At 74.2% G+C, this 19,828-nt stretch carries 19 protein-coding genes; 10 read left to right on the forward strand and 9 right to left on the reverse strand.

All coding sequences use genetic code 11. The features are described from left to right. Positions 1–176 precede the first annotated feature (176 nt). Entirely contained in the window at positions 177–869 is a 693-nt protein-coding gene (gene trhA, locus MW084_RS03945; RefSeq protein WP_010469889.1) for a PAQR family membrane homeostasis protein TrhA, read from the forward strand. 185 nt (positions 870–1,054) lie between these two features. On the opposite strand, the gene MW084_RS03950 is transcribed toward trhA, so the two are convergent. From MW084_RS03950 to mca, 3 genes are all read right to left on the reverse strand, one after another. Then, positions 1,055–3,085 carry a thioredoxin domain-containing protein gene (locus MW084_RS03950; protein WP_029553413.1) on the reverse strand — a complete coding sequence of 677 codons (2,031 nt, stop codon included), beginning with the start codon at positions 3,083–3,085 and terminating at the stop codon, positions 1,055–1,057. A gap of 240 nt (positions 3,086–3,325) precedes the next feature. Further along, a complete protein-coding gene (locus MW084_RS03955) occupies positions 3,326–3,562 on the reverse strand; it encodes a hypothetical protein (protein WP_078571520.1) in 237 nt (78 codons plus the stop codon). After that, a complete protein-coding gene (mca, locus tag MW084_RS03960; RefSeq protein ID WP_010469894.1) occupies positions 3,555–4,436 on the reverse strand; it encodes a mycothiol conjugate amidase Mca in 882 nt (293 codons plus the stop codon). The genes MW084_RS03955 and mca overlap by 8 nt, the downstream gene beginning before the upstream one ends. Positions 4,437–4,533: 97 nt before the next feature. On the opposite strand from mca, the gene MW084_RS03965 reads away from it, so the two are divergent. Together MW084_RS03965 and greA are read left to right on the forward strand one after the other, a co-directional pair. Beyond that, on the forward strand, positions 4,534–4,935 hold the full coding sequence (locus MW084_RS03965; RefSeq protein ID WP_029553414.1) for a DUF4307 domain-containing protein: 402 nt from the start codon (positions 4,534–4,536) through the stop codon (positions 4,933–4,935). 179 nt (positions 4,936–5,114) lie between these two features. Next, entirely contained in the window at positions 5,115–5,612 is a 498-nt protein-coding gene (gene greA / locus MW084_RS03970; RefSeq protein ID WP_010469897.1) for a transcription elongation factor GreA, read from the forward strand. Positions 5,613–5,718: 106 nt separating this feature from the next. Here greA and ilvA read toward each other — a convergent pair whose 3' ends face one another. After that, positions 5,719–6,948: a threonine ammonia-lyase gene (ilvA, locus tag MW084_RS03975; RefSeq protein ID WP_010469898.1), complete on the reverse strand. Its 1,230-nt coding sequence runs from the start codon at positions 6,946–6,948 to the stop codon at positions 5,719–5,721. 123 nt (positions 6,949–7,071) lie between these two features. Between ilvA and MW084_RS03980 the strand changes: the two genes are divergently transcribed. Further along, complete coding sequence (locus MW084_RS03980; RefSeq protein WP_010469899.1) at positions 7,072–7,584, forward strand: MarR family winged helix-turn-helix transcriptional regulator; 513 nt, start codon at positions 7,072–7,074, stop codon at positions 7,582–7,584. A 72-nt stretch (positions 7,585–7,656) separates the two neighbouring features. Here MW084_RS03980 and MW084_RS03985 read toward each other — a convergent pair whose 3' ends face one another. Continuing rightward, on the reverse strand, positions 7,657–8,811 hold the full coding sequence (locus tag MW084_RS03985; protein WP_010469900.1) for a cystathionine gamma-synthase: 1,155 nt from the start codon (positions 8,809–8,811) through the stop codon (positions 7,657–7,659). Between the two features lie 97 nt (positions 8,812–8,908). Here MW084_RS03985 and MW084_RS03990 point away from each other — a divergent pair, with 97 nt between their 5' ends. From MW084_RS03990 to MW084_RS04010, 5 genes are all read left to right on the forward strand, one after another. Beyond that, a complete protein-coding gene (locus MW084_RS03990) occupies positions 8,909–10,012 on the forward strand; it encodes a hypothetical protein (RefSeq protein WP_010469901.1) in 1,104 nt (367 codons plus the stop codon). A 130-nt stretch (positions 10,013–10,142) separates the two neighbouring features. Further along, a complete protein-coding gene (locus tag MW084_RS03995; RefSeq protein ID WP_010469902.1) occupies positions 10,143–11,735 on the forward strand; it encodes a M48 family metallopeptidase in 1,593 nt (530 codons plus the stop codon). Between the two features lie 116 nt (positions 11,736–11,851). Continuing rightward, on the forward strand, positions 11,852–12,985 hold the full coding sequence (locus tag MW084_RS04000) for a hypothetical protein (protein WP_010469903.1): 1,134 nt from the start codon (positions 11,852–11,854) through the stop codon (positions 12,983–12,985). Between the two features lie 168 nt (positions 12,986–13,153). Continuing rightward, positions 13,154–13,819, forward strand: coding sequence for a peptide-methionine (S)-S-oxide reductase MsrA (msrA, locus tag MW084_RS04005; RefSeq protein ID WP_029553415.1), 666 nt, complete (start codon positions 13,154–13,156; stop codon positions 13,817–13,819). A gap of 366 nt (positions 13,820–14,185) precedes the next feature. Beyond that, on the forward strand, positions 14,186–14,917 hold the full coding sequence (locus tag MW084_RS04010; RefSeq protein WP_010469905.1) for a class I SAM-dependent methyltransferase: 732 nt from the start codon (positions 14,186–14,188) through the stop codon (positions 14,915–14,917). Between the two features lie 169 nt (positions 14,918–15,086). Here MW084_RS04010 and MW084_RS04015 read toward each other — a convergent pair whose 3' ends face one another. Both MW084_RS04015 and MW084_RS04020 read right to left on the reverse strand, forming a co-directional pair. Further along, positions 15,087–16,379 (reverse strand): L,D-transpeptidase, encoded by a 1,293-nt coding sequence (locus tag MW084_RS04015; protein WP_029553416.1) that lies wholly within the window; start codon positions 16,377–16,379, stop codon positions 15,087–15,089. Positions 16,380–16,575: 196 nt separating this feature from the next. Further along, a complete protein-coding gene (locus MW084_RS04020; protein WP_050986744.1) occupies positions 16,576–16,968 on the reverse strand; it encodes a hypothetical protein in 393 nt (130 codons plus the stop codon). A gap of 105 nt (positions 16,969–17,073) precedes the next feature. Between MW084_RS04020 and MW084_RS04025 the strand changes: the two genes are divergently transcribed. Next, positions 17,074–17,397, forward strand: coding sequence for a hypothetical protein (locus MW084_RS04025; RefSeq protein WP_010469908.1), 324 nt, complete (start codon positions 17,074–17,076; stop codon positions 17,395–17,397). A 30-nt stretch (positions 17,398–17,427) separates the two neighbouring features. Here MW084_RS04025 and hutH read toward each other — a convergent pair whose 3' ends face one another. Together hutH and MW084_RS04035 are read right to left on the reverse strand one after the other, a co-directional pair. Next, on the reverse strand, positions 17,428–18,969 hold the full coding sequence (gene hutH / locus MW084_RS04030) for a histidine ammonia-lyase (protein ID WP_029553417.1): 1,542 nt from the start codon (positions 18,967–18,969) through the stop codon (positions 17,428–17,430). A gap of 95 nt (positions 18,970–19,064) precedes the next feature. Beyond that, a partial coding sequence (locus MW084_RS04035) for a GGDEF domain-containing protein (RefSeq protein WP_275563473.1) occupies positions 19,065–19,828 on the reverse strand: 764 nt, incomplete at its 5' end.

Here is a 19,828-nt window from a genome sequence, read left to right on the forward strand (position 1 = left end):
GGACGCTGCGTGCTTCGCGCTCATCCGGTGCCGACGGCACTCATTTGATCATCCGACGGGAATGTGCATATGTCCAGAGGGCCTCTCACGTGAGCATCACCACTTGTGTCCCGGTGCCTGCGGGGACGTAGGGGGGCATTCCGCCGTGCCTACGGAAGCGTAGGTAGCATTCCGCCATGAGTTCCGCCTCCCTGACCGAGCAGTCCGAGCCCGACGCCCTCCCGTCCGAGGCGCCCGTGAAGCCGAGGCTGCGCGGCTGGCTGCACGCCGGGATGTTCCCCGTGGTGCTGGTCGCCGGACTCGTCCTGACCGCCCTGGCCGAATCGGCGCGCGGGCGCCTCGCCTGCGCCGTCTACGCATTCACGGCCTGCCTGCTGTTCGGGGTGAGCGCCCTGTACCACCGGGGGGACTGGGGGCCGCGGGCCACGGCCGTGCTGCGGCGCCTGGACCACGCCAACATCTTCCTGATCATCGCCGGTACGTATACCCCGCTGACGCTGCTCCTGCTCCCCGGCTCCACCGCCCGGACGCTGCTGTGGGCGGTGTGGGCCGCCGCGACGGCGGGCATCGCGTTCCGGGTGTTCTGGGTCGGTGCGCCGCGCTGGCTGTACACGCCGTGCTACATCGCCATGGGCTGGGCGGCCGTGTTCTTCCTGCCGGACTTCCTGCGGGCGGGGGGCGTCGCCGTGCTGGTCCTCGTGGTGGTCGGCGGCCTCCTCTACAGCGCGGGCGGCGTGGTGTACGGCCTGAGGCGGCCCGATCCGTCGCCGCACTGGTTCGGTTTCCACGAGGTGTTCCACTGCCTGACGCTCGCCGCGTTCGCCGCCCACTACGCGGGCATCTCGCTGGTGGCGTACCGGCACGCGTGACCGTCATCGGCACGCACCTCCGCACCACCTCGTGCCCCCGTACACCCGCGCATCTGCGCCGCCGCGCGCCCCCGCCACGCATCCACGCATCCACGCGCCCCGCGCACGCGCCCCGCACGCTCGTGCGAAGCCGGGGCGCGGGGCGCGCGAAGCCGGGCGCGGAGCCGAAGGTGCGGGGCGCGCGGTCAGTGCCCGCCCAGCTCGCGGGCGAGCCGCTCCGGATCGGTCGTCGGCGCGTCGCAGGTGAAGCGCCGGCAGACGTACGCCGCCGGGCGCCCGCCGACCAGCGGCCGGTCCTCCAGCAGCGGGAACTCGTCGCTTCCGGGCTCCCCCACGGCGACCACGGCGCCCGGAGCCGTACCGAGCAGCGCCGCCCGGCGCAGGGCGTCCGTGTCCGCGTCGCCCGCCGGGCCCACGACGGCCACCTCGCGCGGACCGTCCAGCAGCGCCTCCGTCACGGCCAGTCCCCAGCCGACGAACCGGGGGGCGCGCGGCCCCAGCGCCCTCACCACCCCGAGGGCCCGCTCCGCGGCGCTCCGGTGCGCCTCCGATCCGGTGTGCGCCGCGTAGGACAGCAGCGCACCGGCGGCGGCGGTCCAGCCGGAGGGCGCCGCGTTGTCGGTGGGGTCCTGGGGGCGGCGGATCAGCTGCTCGGCGTCGTGGGCGGTGTCGTACAGCTCGCCGTCCTCGCCCCGGAACCGGTCCAGCACGCCGTCCAGCAGCAGCCCGGCGAACTCCAGCCAGACGCCCTCGCCGGTGACGGCGGCCAGCGCGAGGAAGCCCTCCGCCACGTCGCCGTAGTCCTCCAGCACGCCGGCGTTCGCCCCGGCCCGCCCGTCCTTCGAGGTCCTCGCCAGCCGCCCGCCCTCGTCGAGGTGCACGCGGACGAGCAGGTCGGCCGCCTCCGTGGCGCGCTCGACCAGGTCGGGGCGGTCGAAGCAGGCGCCGGTCTCGGCGAGCGCGGCGACGGCCAGGCCGTTCCACGCGGCGACGATCTTGTCGTCGCGGCCCGGCCTGGCCCGCTCGTCCCGCGCCGCGAGGAGCCGGCGCCGGATGCCGGCGAGCCGCTCGGCGCCCGCGACCCCGGCGTCCACCGGGAGGCGGAGCACGGACGCCCCCTCCTCGAAGGTGCCCTCCTCGGTGACGCCGTGGAACCGCGCGGCGTACGCGGCGTCCTCCTCGCCCAGCACCTCGCGCAGCTGCGCCGGCGTCCATACGTAGTACGCGCCCTCGACGTGCCGTCCGGTGCCGTCGTCGGAGTCGGCGTCCAGCGCGGAGGCGAACCCGCCCTCGGGCGTGCGCAGCTCGCGCACCATGAAGTCGGCCGTCTCCAGGGCGACCCGCCGGGCCAGGTCGCTCCCGGTGGCCCGCCACAGATGCGTGTACACACGGCACAAAAGGGCGTTGTCGTAGAGCATCTTCTCGAAATGGGGCACGACCCACTCGCGGTCCACCGAGTACCGGGCGAAACCGCCGCCGAGCTGGTCGTAGATCCCGCCGCGCGCCATGGCCTCGCACGTGTCGGCGGCCATCTGCAGGGCGCCCTCGGAGCCGGTGCGGGCGTGGTGCCGCAGCAGGAACTCGACCACCATGGACGGCGGGAACTTCGGCGCCCCGCCGAAGCCGCCGTGCCGCTCGTCGTACTCGCGGGTCAGGGCGAGCAGCGCCTGCGCCGGCTCCGCCTCGCCCGGCGCGCCGCCGTCGCCGCCGAGCGCCAGGGAGCGGCCGGACAGCTCCCGCACGATGCTCCCCGCGACCTCGTCCACCTCGTCCCGCCGGCTCGTCCACGCGTGGTGCACGCCCTCCAGCACCTGCCGGAAGGACGGCATCCCGTGGCGGGCCTCGGGCGGGAAGTACGTGCCGAAGTAGAAGGGCTCCCCGTCCGGCGTCATGAACACGGACATGGGCCAGCCGCCCTGTCCGGTGGCGGCCTGCACGGCCTCCATGTAGACCGCGTCCACGTCGGGCCGCTCCTCGCGGTCCACCTTGACGGAGACGAAGTGCTCGTTCAGGTACGCGGCGGTCGCCTCGTCCTCGAACGACTCGTGCGCCATGACGTGACACCAGTGGCAGGCGCTGTAGCCGACGCTCAGGAACACGGGGGCGTCGCGCCGTTTCGCCTCCTCGAACGCCTCGGGCACCCACGGCCACCAGTCGACCGGGTTGTCAGCGTGCTGAAGTAGATACGGCGAGGTCACACCAGCCAACCGGTTCATACGACCCAGCCTCTCACGCCGGCACGGCCCTGCCGGTCCGGCCCGCAAGCCCCCGCCCCACTCGGCCGATCCGCACCCCTGCGCCACCACCTGGTGAAGGCGGATCGCTCCTTCCGCACCCGGGTGTGTACCGGCGGAGGGGCTCGCACGGCCGGACGGGAGGCCGCCCGTCCGGCGCCGGGCCCGTCCCGGGCGGGGGCTTCGCCGGCGTCGCTCCCGGGTCCGTGGCCCCCGGGTCCGTCACTCCCGGGTCGAGGCCTCGGCGGGGGCGGAGGACGGCCCCGGCTTCTCCGGGGCCTCCTCGAAGTCGACGCGGTTCATGTGCCGGTTCATCGACTTCATCAGGGCCCACACGGCGACGGCCATGACGGCGAAGACGACGAAGCCGAGGACGCCGGGCGTCACCTTGTTCTTGTCCAGTTCGGCGGCGAGGGGGACGAGCTGGGTCAGTGCCTGGTGTGCGCTCATGTCAGACATTGTCCCGGATGCCCGCGAAGAGGTCGCTCTCGGGGAGCGCGGTGTCCACCAGGGACCTGGCCAGCTCGTACTCCTCCGTCGGCCAGACCTCCCTCTGGACGTCCATCGGCACGCGGAACCAGCCGCCGTCCGGGTCGATCTGCGTGCGGTGCGCGAGCAGCGCCTTGTCGCGCGTCTCGAAGAACTCGGCGCACGGGACGTACGTGGTGAGGGTGCGCTCGGGGCGCCGGGACTCTTCCCAGCGCTGCAGCCACTCCCCGTACGGCGACTCCAGGCCGCGCTCCAGCAGGGCCTCGTGCAGCGCCTCGGTGCGGGGGCGGTTGAAGCCCTGGTTGTAGTAGAGCTTCAGCGGCTGCCAGACCGGGCCGAACTCCGACTCCGGGTACTTCTCGGGATCGGCCGCGCCCTCGAAGGCCACCATCGTGATCTTGTGGGTCATGATGTGGTCGGGGTGGGGGTACCCGCCGTTCTCGTCGTAGGTGGTGATCACCTGCGGGCGGAACGCGCGGACGGACCTCACCAGGCGCCCCGCGGCCTTGTCCACGTCCTCCAGGGCGAAGCAGCCCTGCGGGAGAGGGGGCAGCGGGTCGCCCTCGGGGAGTCCCGAGTCGACGAAGCCGAGCCACTCCTGCCGGACGCCCAGGATCTCCCGCGCCTCGTCCATCTCCTTGCGGCGCACCTCGTGGATGTTCTCCTCGATGTACGGGTCGCCCTGGAGCTTCGGGTTGAGGACGGAGCCGCGCTCACCCCCCGTGCACGTCACGACGAGCACGTCCACCCCCTCGGACACGTACTTGGCCATGGTGGCCGCGCCCTTGCTCGACTCGTCGTCGGGGTGGGCGTGCACCGCCATCAGTCGCAGCTGCTCAGTCAAGACTGGTCCTCAATGAATCGGTCAGGTCGCTCGGCTCCTATAGTGACGGAATCGGCGTGGGGGATATTCCGCCGTCCGGCGTACGAGAGGAGCGATCATGAGTGTGACGGGCGAACGGCTCCCCGGGGCCCGGTACGGCCGCGCCGCCGAGGCCCGCACGGACCGCAGGCTCAAGGCCGTCGGCTCGGTGCTCGGGGTCGTGCTCCTCGCCCTGGTCGGGTGGTTCGGCTACGACTACGTCACGGGCCAGAAGGTCAGCGCCGAGATGATCAAGTTCGACGTGGTGGCGGCGGACCGCGTGGACGTGCACCTGGAGGTGCGCACGGCGGACGGCGCGAAGGGGTACTGCACCGTGCGGGCCCTCTCGGAGGACCGCGCCGAGGTGGGCCGCAGGGACTTCCGCTTCGACCGGGCCGCGCCGCGCCTCGACGAGGTGGTCGTCCTCCGCACGACGCGGAGGGCCACGGCCGCCCAGCTCGTCGGCTGCTCCTCGGACTGACGCCCACCCTCCCGGTGGTACGCCGGACCGCCGGTGACCTGCGGAATCAAAGATTCCGTGACTTTCGTCCTCCCTCTTCGGGCAGGTAGTTGTTAGGCTCGTGGTTTCGCCCTCCCGGGAAGGCCACATGCTTCTGGTAGGGCGATGCTTTGTATATCCAGCACCGACGAGGAGCACCTGTGACCCAGACCAGCGACAACGTCACCTGGCTCACCCAGGAGGCGTACAACCAGCTCAAGGCCGAGCTGGAGTACCTGTCGGGTCCCGCGCGAGCCGAGATCTCCGCGAAGATCGCGGCGGCGCGCGAGGAGGGGGACCTCCGTGAGAACGGCGGGTACCACGCGGCCAAGGAGGAGCAGGGCAAGCAGGAGCTGCGGGTCCGCCAGCTCACCCAGCTCCTGGAGCACGCGAAGGTCGGCGAGGCCCCCGCCGTGGCGGGCGTCGTCGCCCCCGGCACGGTCGTGACGATCGCCTTCGACGGCGACGAGGACGACACCCTGACCTTCCTGCTGGCCTCCCGCGAGTACGCGAGCTCCGACATCGAGACGTACTCCCCGCAGTCCCCGCTCGGCTCGGGCGTGAACGGCAAGAAGGTCGGCGAGGACGCGGAGTACGAGCTGCCGAACGGCAAGAAGGCGTCCGTCCGCATCCTGGACGCCAAGCCCTACCAGGGCTGATCCCGCAGACGGACGCACGGGGCCGGGCCGGACCCGGCCCCTTCCCGCGTCCGGGCGGCCGGGATCGCGCCGGGCCCGGGCCGCGCCCCCGCCCGGCGGCCCCGCCTCAGTCCAGGACCGTGTAGCCGGCCTCCCGGAGCGCGTGCCGCACCTCCGCGCAGTGCTCGGGGCCCTTCGTCTCCAGCTGCAGCTCCACCTCGACCTCCGTCAGCCCCAGCCGCGGGTCGGTGCGGACGTGGCCCACGTCCAGGACGTTGGCGTCGGCCACCGTCAGCACGCCCAGCAGGTTCGCCAGCGCGCCGGGCCGGTCCGCCAGGCGCAGCCGCAGGCTCAGGTAGCGGCCGGCCGCGGCCATGCCGTGCCGCAGCACCCGCTGCAGGACCAGCGGGTCGATGTTGCCGCCCGACAGCACGGCCACCACCGGCCCCTCGAACGACCCCGGGTCCGACAGCAGCGCGGCGACCGGGCTCGCGCCCGCCGGCTCGACGACCAGCTTGGCCCGCTCCAGGCACAGCAGCAGCGCCGCCGACAGGGCGTCCTCGGAGACCGTGCGGACCTCGTCGACGACCTCCCGGACGATCTCGAACGGCACGTCGCCCGGCCGGCCGACCATGATCCCGTCCGCCATCGTGGGACCGCAGTCCACCGCCACCGGCCGGCCCGCCGCCAGCGACCCCGGGTACGCGGCGGCCGCCCGCGCCTGGACGCCGACCACCCTCACGTCGGGCCGCAGCGCCTTCACCGCGACGCCGATGCCCGCCGCGAGGCCCCCGCCGCCCATGCCGACGACGATCGTCCGCACCTCCGGGCACTGCTCCAGGATCTCCAGCCCGACCGTGCCCTGGCCGGCGATGACGTCCGGGTGGTCGAAGGGGTGGATGAACACCGCGCCCGTGTCGCGCGCGTGGCTCTGCGCCGCCGCCAGCGTCTCGTCGACGACCTGGCCGCACAGCCGCACGTCGGCGCCGTACTCGCGGGTCGCGGCGACCTTCGGCAGCGGGGCGCCGACCGGCATGAACACCGTGGAGCGGACCCCCAGCAGGGACGAGGCCAGCGCGACGCCCTGCGCGTGGTTCCCGGCGGACGCCGCGACCACCCCGGCCGCCCGCTCCTCGGGCCGCAGCCCGGAGATGCGCACGTACGCGCCGCGCAGCTTGAACGAACCGGTCCGCTGCAGGTTCTCGCACTTCAGGTGGACGGGGGCGCCGACCAGCCCCGACAGGTGCCTGCTGCCCTCCAGCGCGGTCACCCGCGCGACCCCGGACAGCATCTTCTGGGCACCCCGCACGTCGTCGAGCATGACGTGCCGTGCGGGGTGAGTGGTGCGGAAGCTCATGTCAGCAGTCTCGCAGCTCGGGAAGCGGTCCATCTCGTTTGTGCAGCCCCGGTACGGACACGCGGCACTGCGCGTACTGTGTCCCCCACCGAAACCGACCGCCGCACGGGAGAGCCCCCAGCCATGCCCACCTCCCAGGACATGACGACCGATCTCGACACCGGTCTCCTCGATGCCCTCCAGCACCAGGTGGCCATCTTCGCCCGCCGGGCCGAGCAGACCCGCCTGGCCGGGACCGGCCAGCTGCGCACCTCGATGGACCGGGCCGCCTACCTGCTGCTCAACCGGCTCGACCAGGAGGGCCCCATGGGCGTGAAGGCGCTGGCGGCCGGGATGGGCATCGACTCGTCCACGGTGACCCGCCAGGTCGCGCCGCTCGTCGACACCGGCCTGGTGAAGCGGACCTCCCACCCGGAGGACGGCCGCGCCGTCGTGCTGCAGCTCTCGCCGCGCGGCCAGGCCCGCCTGGAGGAGGTGCGCTGCTCCCGCCGCGACCTGATGGCGCGGGTGACGGAGGGGTGGACGGCCGACGAGCGGGAGGCGTTCTGCACCCTGCTGACCCGCTTCAACTCGGCGCTCTCCGCGCAGCAGCTGGCGCCCCGGATCGCCGACCCGGAGCCGGTGCCGCCCTCCTGACGTACGCCCCGAGGGGCCCGGCGGTCCCGCGACCCGCCGGGGCGCCGTCCCGGGCACCCCGGCGGGCGGCGGTCAGGCCAGTGCCTGGCGGAGGTCGTCGAGGAGGTCGTCGACGTTCTCGATGCCGACGGACAGCCGCACCAGGTCCCCCGGGACCTCCAGGGCCGAGCCGACCACGCTGGCGTGGGTCATCCGGCCCGGGTGCTCGATGAGCGACTCCACACCGCCCAGGGACTCGCCGAGCGTGAACAGCTCCGCCCGGTCGCAGACCGCGACGGCCGCCTCCTCGCCGCCCGCGACACGGAACGACACCATGCCGCCGAAGTCGCGCATCTGCTTGGCGGCGACCTCGTGGCCCGGGTGCTCCGGCAGGCCCGGGTAGAGGACCTGCGTCACCTTCGGGTGGCTGCTCAGCATCTCCGCCACGCGCCGGGCGTTCTCGCAGTGCCGGTCCATGCGGACGGCGAGGGTCTTGATGCCGCGCAGCACGATCCACGAGTCGAACGGCCCGGCCACCGCGCCCATCGCGTTCTGGTGGTACGCCAGCTCCTCCCCGAGCGCCTCGTCCGCCGTGACGAGCGCGCCGCCCACCACGTCGGAGTGGCCGCCCATGTACTTGGTGAGGGAGTGCACGACGACGTCCGCGCCGAGCACCAGCGGCTGCTGGAGGTAGGGGGAGGCGAAGGTGTTGTCGACGACCAGCCGCACGCCGGCCTCGCGGGCCACCTCCGCGAGGGCCGCGATGTCGCTGACGCCCAGGAGCGGGTTGGACGGCGTCTCGACCCAGATCGCCTTCGTGCGGTCGGTGAGCGCGGCCCGCACCGCCGCCGGGTCCGAGGTGTCGGCGACCGACCACTCGACGCCCCAGCGCGAGACGACCTTGGCGAACAGCCGGAACGTGCCGCCGTAGGCGTCGTTCGGGATCACCACGTGGTCGCCGGGGGCCAGCAGGGCGCGCAGCAGGCAGTCCTCCGCGGCGAGGCCCGAGGCGAACGCCAGGCCGCGGCGGCCGCCCTCCAGCGCGGCGAGGTTCTCCTCCAGCGCCGTGCGCGTCGGGTTGGCGCTGCGGCTGTACTCGTAGCCGCCGCGCAGGCCGCCCACGCCGTCCTGCTTGTAGGTGGACACCTGGTAGATGGGGGGCACGACCGCGCCGGTCAGCGGGTCGGCGGTGTTGCCCGCGTGGATGGCGCGGGTCTCGAAGTTCCGGTGGATCTGCTCGTCGCTCATGCAGCGAGCGTAATGCGGCCCGGGGACCCGCCGCGTCCGGCGCCCGCGGGCGGGCGCCCGGCACCCTCCGCGGGGCGTCCGGGACAATGGGCGCATGGTGGAGATTCTCTGGTTCCTGTTCGCCGTCGGCCTGATCGCCGCGGTCGTCGCGCCCTGGCTGCGCCGCCGTTCCGGGGGCATCCGCCTGGTCGATCCCGGCGCGCCCGACGCCGCCGACCCGCTCGCCTACGGCTTCGTGCGGCAGGAGCTGCTCGACGTCCGCATGCCCGGGCCGGACGAGGACCTGGTCGAGGTCCTCGACGTGGTGCAGCGCACCCAGGACTGGCGGGCCGCTTCGCAGCTGCTGGCCGGCACCCCCCGGGAGGGCGAGGTGCGCTGGCAGCGGGTGCAGGCGTTCGCGGGCGCCGCCTCGCTGGAGCTGGCGGAGCGGCCGGGCGCCGGCGGTGCCTGGCTGCGGGCGTGGCGGGCCGAGGCGCCGAAGGACGCGGGGGGCGCGGCCGTGCACGCCGAGTTCCTGGTGCAGCAGGCGTGGCGGACGTCGCGGGTCGGCACCGACGAGTTCCGGATCATCCTGGAGGAGGCCCGGGCCGTGTGCGGGGAGGCGGCGCTGCTGGCGCCGGGCGACCCCGTCCCGTACATCGTCGAGCTGGCCGTCGCCCGCGGACTGGGCTACCCGCACGAGCGGTTCGACCAGCTGTGGGCGCAGGTCGTCGACCGGGACCCGCAGCACATGGGGGCGCACATCGCGGCGCTGCACTACTGGTGCGAGAAGTGGCACGGCTCCCGCGAGGACGCCGACCGGTTCGCCCGGTCCGCCGCCGCCCGCGCCCCGCAGGGCTCGCTGCTGGCCGCGCTGCCGCTGTTCGCGGTGTGGGAGCACCTGCCCGACGTGGCGCTGGTGCAGGACTTCTACGGGACCGAGGTCGTGTCGCGGGCGATCGAGGGCGCGCTGTACGCGGTCCACTCGGCCCGCCCGGACGACCCGATGCTGGCGCACGTGCGCCACCTGCTGATCCACTTCCTGGTGGGCGCCCAGCGCTGGAGCGAGGCCATGCACCAGATCGTCCACGTGGACGGGCACGTCGGGGCGCTGCCGTGGACGATGGGCGAGGACCCGGCGGCGGAGTACGCGGTGTACCGGGCGCTGGCGGTGGCCGGGTACGAGGCGAACGGCGGCAGCCCGGCGACCCTGCCGCGCTGACCCGGACCCGCGGGGCCGGAGGGGCGCAGGGGAACACGGTTGCGGCCCGTGCCGCGGGTGGGTGATACTCCGCTTCTCCCCCACGTCTGTTCGTCATGCCTCTTTCCATCCCGTGGGGGGACTCTGCCCGATGGGCGCTTCCGTGCGCGCGCTGCGCGCCCTGCTCCTGCTCGCCGGCTTCTACCTGCTGGGCGTCGCCCTGCTCGCCGTCCTGGCCGGCGCCTGCTGGGCCGCGGCGCTCTGGGCGCCCGGCAGCCTCGCCGTCAAGCTGTACGTCCTCAGCGCACTGCTCGCCGTCCCGGTCGTACGGGGCATGTTCATGCTGCGCACCCCGAAGGGCGACGGCGGACACGGCGTCCCCGTCACCGACGCCCAGGAGCCCCGCCTGTGGCGGACCGTGCGCGAACTGGCGGCGCAGGTCGGCACCCGCGCGCCGGACGAGATCCGGTTGACCGCCGACGTGAACGCCTCCGTCGACGAGGACGCCCGCCTCCTGGGCCTGCTCGGCGGCACCCGCCGGCTCCACCTGGGCCTGCCGCTGGCGGCGGGCCTGACGGAGGCCCAGCTGCGCGCCGTGCTCGCCCACGAGATGGGCCACTACGGCAACGCCGACACCCGCCTCTCCGCGATCACCGTACGGGGCCGCGTCCAGGTCGCCCGGACCATCGCCCACCTGGAGGAGCGGGCCGGGAAGAAGGCCGCCCGGGAGCGGACCAGGCAGGAGAAGAGGAACCGGAGGAAGGCCGCCAGGGGCAGGAGGACCAAGGAGGTCGACACGACCGGCGCCGGCCTCACGTACCGGGCCATGGCGAAGGTGTACGAGGCGTACGGCCACTTCTACCTGCGCGCCACCCTCGCCGGTTCGCGCCGCCAGGAGCTGGCCGCCGACCTGGCCGCCGCCCGCATCGCGGGCCGTGACGCGACGGCGTCGGCACTGCGCCAGATCCCCGCCCTGGACGCGGCGCACGGCTTCTACATGGAGTCCTACGCCACCCTCGGCGTCGGCGCGGGCCTGCTGCCGCCGCCGGGCGAGGTGTTCGGCGGTGTCCGGCACCTGCTGGCCGCGCGCGCCGGCGAGCTGGCGGAGCTGCGGCGGAACCTGCCGACCGAACCGGCGTCCCGGTACGACTCCCACCCGCCGATCGCCGAGCGCGTCGCCCTGCTGGAGGCACTGCCCGACGACGGCCGCGCGTCCGAACCCGCGACGCCCGCGCTGTGGCTGCTCGCCGACCCCGATGCGGCGATGGCCGCCGTCGAGCAGGCGGTGCTCACCCCGGAGGCGCTGCGGTTGCGCCGCGTCGACTGGCCGGAGCTGGTGCACACGTCGATGACCGAGCACTTCGCCCGGGAGGCCGAGCCGCTGCGGCGGGCCACCGCCGAGGTGACCGGGGGCGACGACTCGCTCGGCGCGCTGCTCAACGCGCTGGACCTGGGCGTCGGCTGGGAGATCGCCGACCGGCTGCCCAAGTCGGAGCAGGCCGGGACGGCGAAGGGCCGCGCGGCCCGGGAGTTCGCCCGCCCGGTGCTCCACCGGGGCCTGGCCCGGCTGGTCGCGGGCGAGCTGGTCGCCCGGGGCACCGCGTACTGGGAGATGTCCTGGTCGGAGCCGGCGTCGCTGCGGATGCCGCCCGGCTACGAAGGCGCGCTGCCGGCCGCGCTGGACGCGGCGGTCGCCGACCGCCCCGACACGGGGCCGCTGCGCAGGCTGCTCACGGCCGCCTGAACCGCGGCGTGCCCCCGGGTGCCGTCCCCGGGCCGCCGTCCCCGACCCGGCGGCTCCCGTCGCCACCGGCGGACCCCGTTCCCCCGTTCGTTTCCGACACCTCCGAGGCACCGTCCGTGAAAATCCTGCTCTGGGTCGTCCTGGCCCCCGTCGTCCTCCTCGTCCTGGGGGTCGGCGTGTACTTCCTCAAGGCGATCGTCCAAGGCGCCGTCGAGGGCTGGCGCTCCGGCTCCGACGCCGACACCGAGGAGGCCGACGCGAACGCGGCCGAACGCGTCGCCGCGCTGGGCCTGCTGCCGCCCGAGCGGCAGCACACCGAGCTGTCCGCGCCGCAGCCCCACGCCCTGACCGTCGCCCTCGCCGCCGCCCGCGCGGGGGACTGGACGCCGGCCGCCGCGCTGATGGACGAGACCGCCGCGGCCCGCGACTGGGACCGGCGCACCGCGTACGTCGAGAAGCTCGCCGACGTGGCCGCCGAGGACGACGCCTGGCTGACGGCCTGGGAGGCGGCCCGCCCCGACGACCCGGGGGCGGCGCTGCTGCGGGCGCGCAGCTCGGTGTCCCTGGCGGCGAAGGTGCGCGGGAGCAAGCGCGCCCAGTACACGACGGCGGAGCAGTTCGACGGCTTCCACCGCACGCTGGCCCGCACCCGGCACGAACACGCGCGGGCGGCGCGGCTGGCCGTGCCGGGCGACCCGTCGCCGTACGTGGGGGAGATCTGGACGGCGATCGGCCTGGGCTACCCGCACGAGGAGATGCACCGCATCTGGGACGAGATCACCCGCCGCGCCCCGCACCACTACGAGGCGCACTTCTCGGCGCTCCAGTACTGGTGCGGCAAGTGGTGCGGTTCGGAGGAGCTGGCGCGGGCGTTCGCGGTGAAGGCGGCGGCCGGGGCGGCCCCGGGCACGCTGATGGCGGCGTTCCCGCTGATCGCGCACTTCGAGCACGACGAGTCCGACTCGGCGGACGTCGACCGCACGCCGGAGATGTACGCCGCCGTGGACGCCGCCCTCGCCGACGCCGCCGCCGCCGACCCCGCCCATCCGCGGCTCGCGGAGGTCCGGCACCTGCTCGCGTACTACCTGTACCTCCAGGAGCGGTGGGAGCCCGCGCTGGAGCAGTTCCGGCTGGTCGACGGGTACGTCGGCGCGTTGCCGTGGCGGTACCGGGGCGACCCGGCGGGCGAGTTCTGCCGGATGCGCGACGAGGCGGCGGTGAACGCCGCCGCCGGGCGGGGCGCCCCGTAGGGGCGGGCGTCCGCCCCCACGGGGGTGCGGGCGGCAGCGAGGACTCACCGGGCCGCCGGGCCGCCGACGGCGAAACGCGGGCCGCGGCGCGGGCCCGGGGAGTCCCCGAGGAATCCTCAAGGGCGCCGGGGTGTTCCAGTCAGGGCGACCGCCATGGAGGAGACCGTCATGTTCACGTACCGCCGCACGCCCGAGATGCCCACGCCCGAGCAGGCGCTGAAGGGCCGCCCGGAGCCGGAGTTCACCGTCCCGGACCGGCACACGGTCCTCGGCACGCCCCTGCTGGGCCCCTACCCGGAGGGGCTGGAGGTGGCGGACTTCGGGCTGGGCTGCTTCTGGGGCGCGGAGCGCGTGTTCTGGCGGACGCCGGGCGTGTGGACGACCCTCGTCGGCTACCAGGGCGGCCACACGCCGAACCCGACGTACGAGGAGGTCTGCTCGGGCCTGACCGGCCACACGGAGGCCGTCCGGGTGGTGTACGACCCGGCGGAGGTGTCGTACGAGGAGCTGCTGAAGGTCTTCTGGGAGGCGCACGACCCCACCCAGGGCTACCGCCAGGGCAACGACGTGGGCACCCAGTACCGCTCGGCGCTCTACACCCACTCCCCCACCCAGGCGGAGGCGGCACGGGCCTCCCGCGAGGCGTACCAGCGCGTCCTGACGGCCTCGGGACACGGCACGATCACCACGGAGATCGCCCCGGCCGGCGACCGCCCCTTCCACCCGGCCGAGCCGTACCACCAGCAGTACCTCGACAAGAACCCGGCCGGCTACTGCGGCATCGGCGGCACGGGCGTCTCCTGCCCGGTCGGGATCGCGAAGGCCGACGGCTGACGCCGTCCGAACGGTGGCCCCCGACCGCCGCCACCCTCCGGCGGTCCGGCGGGCCTCGGGCGTCCCGCTGCCGCGCCGGGCGCCGCAGGGGGGAGTGGGCGCACGCGGTCGCCGCGCGAAGTCGTGGGCGCGGGTGCGCGGTCCTCGCGCGAAGTCGTGGGAAAAGTCGTCCGGGCGCGGCCGGGAATGCCGTCCCGGCGGCTCTCGGCGGGGGTGCGGGCGGCCGGGCGGCCGGGCCCGCGAGGGGTGGGACCCCCTGTCCTCCCCGGTCTCTCAGGCGCTCCTCCAGACCCTCCCGCCGGGCCGTCCGACCTGGTCTTCTCCGTCTTCCGCACCTATGTTCCCCCCATGGCGAAAGGGGAACTGATGGACCGTCACATCCGTACCGCGGAGGACGTGTTGAGCCTCCTGGACGGCCTGTTCGCGTCGGGGGCCGACCGCTGGACGCCGGGCGCGGCCTCCTGGTGGGACGGGTTCTACGCGGACCGCTCCAGGCCGGTCCCGTTCTTCGCGGCGAAGCCGGACGAGAGCCTGGTCTCCTGTCTCGACCGCGGCCTGGTCGCTCCGGGGCGGGCCCTCGACCTGGGGTGCGGTCCCGGCCGCAACGCCCTCCACCTGGCTTCGCGGGGCTTCGAGGTGGACGCCGTGGACCTCTCCCCGGCGGCCGTCGCCTGGGCCGAGGAGCGCGCCCGCGCGGCGGGGGCCGGCATCCGCTTCCGCTGCGCGGACGTCTTCGCCCTCACCGCGGACGAGCTCGGCGGCCCGTACGACCTGATCCACGACTCCGGCTGCTTCCACCACCTGCCGCCGCACCGCCGCGTCAGCTACCTCGCCCTCCTGGACCGCGCGCTGGCTCCGGGCGGCCACCTCTCCCTGACCTGCTTCGCGGCCGGGCGGATGGGCTCCGAACTCCCCGACGCGGCCTTCTACCGCGACCTCAGCCTCCACGGCGGCCTCGCCTACACGCCGGAGTCCCTGCGCCGGATCTTCTCCGGCCTGACGGAGGTGGAGTCGCGTCCCATGCGCGACGAACCGGACGACTCCCCGCTCTTCGGCGAGTCCTTCCTCTGGACGGCCCTGTTCCGCCGTACCGGGTGAACGGTGCGCCCGAGCGCCCGGGGCGGGCGCCTGGGCACGGAGGCAGGCACCGGGCGAACGGAGACGGCCGCCGAAGACACGGAGGCGGCGGCGCTCCCGAGGGGGAGTGCCGCCGCCTCCGGCGCGCGGTGACGGCGGGCCGGGCCCGGTGCCCGGCCCGCCGTCGGGGTCAGAGGGCCGAGCCGGCCTTCCAGTCGGCCCAGCTCATGTTCCAGCCGTTGAGGCCGTTGTCCGGCGCGATCGTCTTGTCCTTGGAGTTCTTGACGATGACCACGTCGCCGATCAGCGAGTTGTCGAAGAACCACGCGCCCGGCTGCTTCGGGTCGCCGGCGCCCTTGACGTCGTTGAGGCCCACGCAGCCGTGGCTGGTGTTGGCCTTGCCGAAGACCGAGTCGGCGCCCCAGTAGTTGCCGTGGATGAACGTCCCGGAGGTGGACAGCCGCATGGCGTGCGGGACGTCCTTGATGTCGTACTCGCCCTTGCCGTCGTCGTCCGTGAACCCGACGGTCGCGCCGTTCATCCGGGTCTCCTTGAACTTCTCGGAGATCACCATCTGGCCGTTGTACGTCGGGTTCTCCGGCGAACCGGCGGAGATCGGGATGGTCTTGATCGTCTTGCCGTTCCGCTCGACCTTCATGGTCTTGGCGGCGACGTCGACGGTGGAGACCTGGTTGCGGCCGATCTTGAAGGTGACGGTCTTCTGCTGGACACCGAAGACGCCGTCCGCGCCCTCGACCCCGTCGAGCTTCAGCTTCAGCGTGACGGTGGAGCCCTCGGCCCAGTACCGCTCGGGGCGGAAGTCGATGCGCTGGGCGTTGAACCAGTGGCCGACGACCTCCTGCCCGCTGGAGGAGGACACCTCGATGCCGGCCTGGACGGCCTTCTTGTCGGTGATCGGCTTGTTGAAGTTGATCGACACCGGCATGCCGACGCCGACGGTCGAGCCGTCCTCGGGCGTGAAGTTGCCGATGAAGCTGTTCGCCTTGGAGACCGTCGTGAAGGACGTGTTCTCGTGGGCCTCGCGGCCCTCGGAGTCCTTCGCCGTCGCGGCGATCCTGTAGGTGGTCGCGCGCTCCAGTTGCTCGGAGGGCTGCCAGCTCTTGCCGTCGGCGGAGATCTCGCCCTCGACCGGCGTGCCCTCGGAGGAGGTCATCGTGACCGAGGTGAGCGTGCCCTCGGCGACCGTGACCTTGGTGTCCTTGTTGATCGACGCGTTGATCGCGCCGTTCTTCGGAGTGATCGATATTCGGGCCTGCGAGGCCTTCTCCGCCGCGGCCTCGTCGACCTGCGCCTGCGAATCGTTCGGACCTGCACTGCTGCCGGTGGCACCGGGAGTGGCGTCGGCGGCGTCGGCCTCGTCGCCACCGTTGCAACCCGTGAGCACCAGCACACCGCTGAGCAGTGCGGACGCGGCCATCAGGCCCCTGCGCCGCTTACCGTCCGTCATCACACGCTTCTCCATCGTCATGGATTTCCTACCGACACTTCCCCACAACACCCATAACACCCCCTCCGGTTCCCCTTCGGTGCGCGGTGTGGGGAACACCACTGACCGACGTGCCGGGGGGCGTCGCCCGGTCGTCGGGATCCCGGACGCCCCGGGCGGACGCGCGCGCGGCGCGGGCGCCCGGGATACCGAAGGGTGTCACAGATCCGGCTCAGCCGTCCCGGCCCTCGTCTTCTTCCCCGCCCCCGTCGTCCGAGTCGTCGGGATCGCCGTCCGAGTCGTCGAAGCCGTCGTCGAGGTCGTCGTCGAGGTGCCAGGCGTCGGCGTCGGGGTCGTGGGCGGCCCGCTCGCTGGTCCACGACGCCTGGACCAGCTCCACACCGGGCACCCCGCCGGTCAGCCGGGACGGCTCGACGAGGTACGCGAGGGCTTCCGCTTCGTCCTCGCGGACGACCGCGGCGGCCTGCGCGCGTTCCTCGCCGGGCATGAACTCGTCGTCCTCGATCCGTCGCAGAGCGGCGTCGGTCAGCCGGTCCCGCTCGGTCACCTCCAGTACCAGATCCACCCGGAGCCGTACATACCGTGAGATCTCAGAAGCGCTCATACGACGGAGCGTAAGGCGCTCGGGGCCGGGCTTTTCCGCGACCCGCTGCGTTCACTAGCATCGGCGCAACACCCGATTCTCGATTCCGCAAGGGGATCTGAACCTGTGTCCGTCGCACGCCGACCCCTGCTGACCGCCACCGCCGCCGGAACGCTGCTCGGTGCCCTGTGGTTCGTCCCCTCGGCGAACGCCACCGGCGAGGAGCCGACCGCCCCCCGGACCGGCGGGGCCGCCGCCGCGCTCCACACCGGCACCGCCGCCGACGCCCACCGGACGCCGCGGAGCGCGGCCGGGCAGGAGCTGCGGCTGGCCGACACCGGGGCGGGCGCGGACACGGTGCCGTACGCCCTGGGCGGTTCGGCCCTCCTGGCCGCCGGCGTCGGCCTGGTGGCCTTCGCGGTGCGGCGCGGGGCGCACGCGCCGTCCTGACGCGTACGCCCCGGGGCGCGGGCCCGGCCGTCAGGCCAGCGGGCCCGTCACCGGCTCGACCGCGGCGACGACTCCGCCCTGCCGTACGAACACGTCCGCCGCGTCCAGGTCGGGCGCCAGGAACCGGTCCGGGCCGGGCCCCTGCACGCCCGCCGCGCGCAGGGCGTCGATCACGGCGCGGGAGGCGGGCGCCGGGGTGAGCCCGTGGCGCAGCTCGATCGCCCGCGTCGCCGCGTACAGCTCGACGGCGAGGACCCGGTTGAGGTTGCCGATCGCGGTGCGCAGCTTGCGCGCCGCCGACCAGCCCATCGACACGTGGTCCTCCTGCATGGCGGACGACGGGATGGAGTCGGCGGAGGCCGGGACGGCGAGCCGCTTCATCTCGCTGACCAGCGCGGCCTGCGTGTACTGGGCGATCATCAGGCCCGAGTCGACACCGGCGTCGTCGGCGAGGAACGGCGGCAGGCCGTGGCTGCGGTTCCTGTCGAGGAGCCGGTCGGTGCGGCGCTCGGCGATGGAGCCGAGGTCGGCGGCGGCGACGGCGAGGAAGTCGAGGACGTACGCGACGGGGGCGCCGTGGAAGTTGCCGTTGGACTCCACGCGGCCGTCCGCCAGGACGACCGGGTTGTCGACGGCGGCGGCCAGCTCGCGCTCGGCGACGAGGCGGGCGTGGGCCATGGTGTCGCGTCCGGCGCCGGCGACCTGCGGGGCGCAGCGCACGGAGTAGGCGTCCTGGACCCGGGGCGCCTCGTCGGCCTGGAAGTGCCCGACCAGTCCGGAGCCCTTCAGAACGGCGAGCATGTTCGCGGCGGCGGCGGCCTGGCCGGGGTGGGGGCGGATGGCGTGCAGTTCGGGGCGGAGCACCTTGTCCGTGCCGAGCAGCGCCTCCAGGGTGAGGGCGGCGGTGACGTCGGCCGTCTTGTACAGCTTCTCCAGGTCGGCGAGGGCCATGACCAGCATGCCGAGCATGCCGTCGGTGCCGTTGAGGAGGGCCAGGCCCTCCTTCTCGCGCAGTTCCACGGGGGTGAGGCCGTGCTCGGCGAGCAGTTCCCCGGCGGGGCGGACGGTGCCGTCGGGGCCTTCGGCGTCGCCCTCGCCCATGAGCGCGAGGGCGCAGTGGGACAGCGGCGCGAGGTCGCCGGAGCAGCCCAGCGAGCCGTACTCGTGGACGACGGGGGTGATGCCCGCGTTGAGGAGGTCGGCCATGGCCCGCGCCACGCTCGGGCGGACGCCGGTGTGGCCGGAGGCGAGGGTCTTCAGGCGCAGGAACATCAGGGCGCGCACGACCTCCCGCTCCACCCGCGGGCCCATGCCGGCGGCGTGCGAGCGGACGATGTTGCGCTGGAGCCGGCCGCGCATCTCCTGGCCGATGTGCCGTGTGGCGAGCGCCCCGAAGCCGGTCGAGACGCCGTACACCGGCTCGGGCCTGGCGGCGAGGGCGTCCACGGTCTCCCGGGCGCGGGCGAGTGCGTCGAGGGCCTCGGGGGAGAGCTCGACGCGGGCGTTGTCGCGGGCGACGGCGACGACGTCGGCGGCGGTGGTGCCGGACGTCCCCACCACGACGGTGTGCATATCCATATTCAGCAGCCTACGGACTGAATCACAACGTGTCACTACCTGATCCTGCGACCGCTCCTTACCGCTGGGTGACCGTCCGCGCCCGCCGCTCACTCCTCCGGACGGGCGTCGCGGAAGCGGCGGCGGTCGCGCGGGGAGGCCGGCGGCGCGTCGGCGAGCCGTACGACGGCCCCGTCCCGCCCGGCGACCACGGGCCGCGCGGAGCGGGCCGCCTTCGCCCGGTACTGGGCGGCGTCCGCCAGCCGGAACAGCCGGCGGGCCGAGTTCACCGGCCCGATCGGGTCGCCCGTCGACGCCACCCCGCAGGCGACGCCCTCCCCGAGCTCCAGCTCACCGGCCCGTACGCACAGCTCGTCGGCGACCGCCACCACCTCGTCCGCCTCCGGCCCGACCGACACCAGGCAGAACTCGTCGCCGCCGAGCCGCGCCGCCAGCGCGTCCGGGAGCCGCGCCCCCGCGCACGACAGCACCGACCCGAACCGCTCCAGGAGGCGGTCGCCCGCGGCGTGCCCGTGGGTGTCGTTGACGCGCTTGAGGCCGTTCAGGTCGCACACGACCAGGCTCACCACGGAGCCGTCCGCCAGGAACCGCTCCACCGCCTCGTCCAGCCGGGTGTCGACGGCCCTGCGGTTGGCGAGCCCGGTCAGCGGGTCCGTGAAGGCGAGCTTGCGCGCCTCCTCCAGCCGCTCGGTCTGCGCGAGCCCGGCGGCGACGACCGAGGCGAGGACGGCGGCGAAGTCCGCGTCGCCGCGGTCGAAGACGGGCGCCCCGGCCGGACGGGCGACGTGGAGTTCGCCCCACGCCCGCCCGTGCAGCACGATCGGCGCGACCACGCAGCAGCCCCGGCCGCGCC

The sequence above is a fragment of the Streptomyces sudanensis genome (genome assembly GCF_023614315.1).
Lineage (GTDB): Bacteria > Actinomycetota > Actinomycetes > Streptomycetales > Streptomycetaceae > Streptomyces > Streptomyces sudanensis.

Bases quoted from the DNA above. Each gene is read 5' to 3' on its own strand.
- trhA (WP_010469889.1), top strand. From the start codon at position 177: ATGAGTTCCGCCTCCCTGACCGAGCAGTCCGAGCCCGACGCCCTCCCG.
- MW084_RS03995 (WP_010469902.1), top strand. From the start codon at position 10,143: ATGGGCGCTTCCGTGCGCGCGCTGCGCGCCCTGCTCCTGCTCGCCGGC.
- MW084_RS04010 (WP_010469905.1), top strand. From the start codon at position 14,186: ATGGACCGTCACATCCGTACCGCGGAGGACGTGTTGAGCCTCCTGGAC.
- MW084_RS04015 (WP_029553416.1), bottom strand. From the start codon at position 16,379: ATGGAGAAGCGTGTGATGACGGACGGTAAGCGGCGCAGGGGCCTGATG.
- MW084_RS03985 (WP_010469900.1), bottom strand. From the start codon at position 8,811: ATGAGCGACGAGCAGATCCACCGGAACTTCGAGACCCGCGCCATCCAC.
- MW084_RS03955 (WP_078571520.1), bottom strand. From the start codon at position 3,562: ATGTCTGACATGAGCGCACACCAGGCACTGACCCAGCTCGTCCCCCTC.
- ilvA (WP_010469898.1), bottom strand. From the start codon at position 6,948: ATGAGCTTCCGCACCACTCACCCCGCACGGCACGTCATGCTCGACGAC.
- hutH (WP_029553417.1), bottom strand. From the start codon at position 18,969: ATGCACACCGTCGTGGTGGGGACGTCCGGCACCACCGCCGCCGACGTC.
- msrA (WP_029553415.1), top strand. From the start codon at position 13,154: ATGTTCACGTACCGCCGCACGCCCGAGATGCCCACGCCCGAGCAGGCG.
- MW084_RS04020 (WP_050986744.1), bottom strand. From the start codon at position 16,968: ATGAGCGCTTCTGAGATCTCACGGTATGTACGGCTCCGGGTGGATCTG.
- MW084_RS03965 (WP_029553414.1), top strand. From the start codon at position 4,534: ATGAGTGTGACGGGCGAACGGCTCCCCGGGGCCCGGTACGGCCGCGCC.
- MW084_RS03950 (WP_029553413.1), bottom strand. From the start codon at position 3,085: ATGAACCGGTTGGCTGGTGTGACCTCGCCGTATCTACTTCAGCACGCT.
- MW084_RS03980 (WP_010469899.1), top strand. From the start codon at position 7,072: ATGCCCACCTCCCAGGACATGACGACCGATCTCGACACCGGTCTCCTC.